Here is a 2,576-nt window from a genome sequence, read left to right as displayed (position 1 = left end):
ATAGCGCAGAGAACGCGGATCGCGGGTTCCTGCATGTAAGGATTTCGTACGCTTATGCGCCCGAAATCCTTCGCCATCTCGGTCATTCCGATGATCACTTGCAAATCCCGCATGCTGCCGGTCGTTCAGCTTCACATTAAAGGCGAGAGACAACGTGCGTTTTGTTGCGTACGCGGTATGACAGAATTCCCTTACGCATTTTCCGGACGTGAATGCTTCTCCCCCGGGTGAGATAGTGCGTGGGGAGACACGCGATGCTGAGCCATGTTACGATCGGAACCAACGATCTGGAGCGCGCGGTTCGTTTCTATGATGCCGTGTTCGCCCCCCTGGGCATTCAACGAGGCGACAGCCCGTGGGCAACATGGGCGATGTGGCGCAAATCCGGCGAACATTATCCGATGCTGTGGGTAGGTCAGCCGTTCGACCTCAGCCCCGCTGAACATGGCAACGGCTGGATGGCTGCGTTCATGGCGGAAACCAAGGCAGCGGTTCGCGCGGCTTATGAGGCGGCGCTGTGAGCTGCTGCCGGTTTCGTGGACACCAAGATGTGTCTTTGGAATCGGAGGGCATGAATGCAACGAAGGAAGTTCAGTCGGGAGTTCAAGGTCGAGGCGGTAAAGCTGGTTCGCGAGCGGGGCGTATCGATGGCGCAGGCCGCGCGCGATCTGGATCTGCACATCAACGTATTGCGTAAATGGGTCCGCGATCACGATGCCGATCCGGGATCGGCGTTTCCGGGGCACGGCCAGATGAAGCCGGAGCAGCTCGAGATAGAGCGGCTTCGCCGCGAGGTCGCCAAGCTGAAGGCTGAGCGCGACATCCTAAAAAACCGTCGCCGGCTGAGCCCGCCTGTGCGCGGTAGAAACGGGTCATGGTATGAAGGGACCGGGAGGGTCGCGGCCGATAGCTTATTGGAGGCGTGATACCCCGTTAAAAAACGTGGCCCGTGGGCATTTGCGTACTTGAGAGTGGTGACGTCGCACCGCGACGATCCCGGTTAGGAAAATGACGGTTTGCATCGCCCACACCCTCCCGATTTGAAGGAGGACGTGGAATGACGAGAGCAAAATCCCTGGGCGCGGATGCATTGTCTATGGTCAACCCTGGCGCGGCCGCCATCGACATTGGTGCGACCATGCACATGGCGGCCATCACTCCGAATGCCGACGATAATCCGGTGCGGGCATTTGGCACATTCACCGGTGATTTGCACGACATGGCTCGCTGGTTCAAAGCATGTGGCGTGACGAGCGTGGCGATGGAATCCACCGGTGTATACTGGATTCCGGCCTATGAAGTGCTGGAAGGGCACGGCTTTCACGTCATCCTGGTCAATGCGCGATACGCCAAGAACGTACCGGGCCGCAAAACCGACGTCAGCGATGCGGCGTGGTTGCAACGCTTGCACAGTTACGGGCTATTGCGCGGTAGCTTCCGCCCAGAGGCGAGCGTCGCGACGTTGCGGGCCTATTTACGGCAGCGCGAGCGATTGATCGAATATACCGCCTCGCACATCCAGCACATGCAGAAGGCGCTGATGGAGATGAATGTGCAACTCCATCACGTCGTCTCGGACATTACCGGCGTAACGGGCATGCGGATTATCAGGGCCATTGCGGCCGGGGAACGTACGCCCAACACGCTGGCGGAAATGCGCGACATCCGGTGCCATGCGTCCGTGGAGAAAATCTGTGCAGCCTTGTCAGGGAACTGGCGGGACGAGCACATCTTCGCGCTTTGCCAGTCCCTGGCGCTGTACGACTTTTACCAGACCAAAATCCTCGAATGTGATCGGAAGCTGGAGGTCGCGCTAAAGGCGCTTGAGATCGGCAAGGGGCACGATATCTCCTGCCTTCCCAAAGTCCGGACCAAAACCAGGCAGGTGAACACGCCTGACTTCGAGGTCCGTTCCGCGCTTTATCGCGTGCTGGGTGTTGACCTGACGCAGATCCACGGAATCGGCCCTTCCCTGGCGCTCAAGCTCGTCGGTGAGTGCGGCACTGACCTCGCGGAATGGCCCAGTTCAAAGCATTTTACCTCCTGGTTGTGTCTGGCACCGGGCAACAAGATATCGGGCGGCAAATTGCTGTCATCGAAAACCCGACGATCGTCGAGCCGCGCCGCGGCACTCCTGCGCCTGGCCGCAACCACAATAGGCCGGAGCGACACCGCGCTCGGCGCCTTTTACCGCAGACTGTCGGCGCGCGCAGGAAAGGCCAAGGCGGTAACCGCAACCGCGCGCAAAATCGCCGTCCTGTTCTACAACAGCCTGCGCTACGGCATGGCGTATCATGATCCCGGCGCCACACAATATGAGGAACGGTACCGCAGCCGGGTGATCGGAAACCTGCAACGTCGTGCCAAAGCCTTCGGCTTCTCACTCCAGGAGTTGCCGTCCGAGCCTAAAATGGCTGTTTCTTAGGAAAGCCGCGGCCTACTTCGCGAAGGACTCGATATGAGGTTCGCCTTCATCGCGAAGCACCGAGGGATATGGCCGGTATCGTGGCTTTGCGGGGCGCTCGGGGTCTCGCGCAGTGGCTTCCATGCTTGGCTGGTGCGCGCGCCCAGCGTCC

At 59.7% G+C, this 2,576-nt stretch carries 2 protein-coding genes and 2 pseudogenes; all 4 read left to right on the top strand.

All coding sequences use genetic code 11. The annotated features are described in order from the left end of the window. Positions 1-254: 254 nt before the first annotated feature. On the top strand, positions 255-521 hold the full coding sequence (locus AC3WJD_RS21845; RefSeq protein WP_492748935.1) for a VOC family protein: 267 nt from the start codon (positions 255-257) through the stop codon (positions 519-521). A 54-nt stretch (positions 522-575) separates the two neighbouring features. Then, positions 576-845, top strand: a pseudogene (locus AC3WJD_RS21840) (transposase); the annotation flags it as partial. Positions 846-1,057: 212 nt separating this feature from the next. Beyond that, positions 1,058-2,425, top strand: a complete 1,368-nt coding sequence (locus AC3WJD_RS21835; protein ID WP_492748933.1) for an IS110 family RNA-guided transposase — start codon at positions 1,058-1,060, stop codon at positions 2,423-2,425. Further along, positions 2,426-2,576: pseudogene (locus AC3WJD_RS21830) on the top strand (IS3 family transposase); the annotation flags it as partial.

It is taken from the genome of Sphingobium sp. FW306-1B-F04DB, from assembly GCF_058781925.1.
Note: the sequence above shows the minus strand (reverse complement) of the source record. Positions and strands in the feature narration are given on the sequence as shown.

Bases quoted from the DNA above. Each gene is read 5' to 3' on its own strand.
- AC3WJD_RS21845 (WP_492748935.1), top strand. From the start codon at position 255: ATGCTGAGCCATGTTACGATCGGAACCAACGATCTGGAGCGCGCGGTT.
- AC3WJD_RS21835 (WP_492748933.1), top strand. From the start codon at position 1,058: ATGACGAGAGCAAAATCCCTGGGCGCGGATGCATTGTCTATGGTCAAC.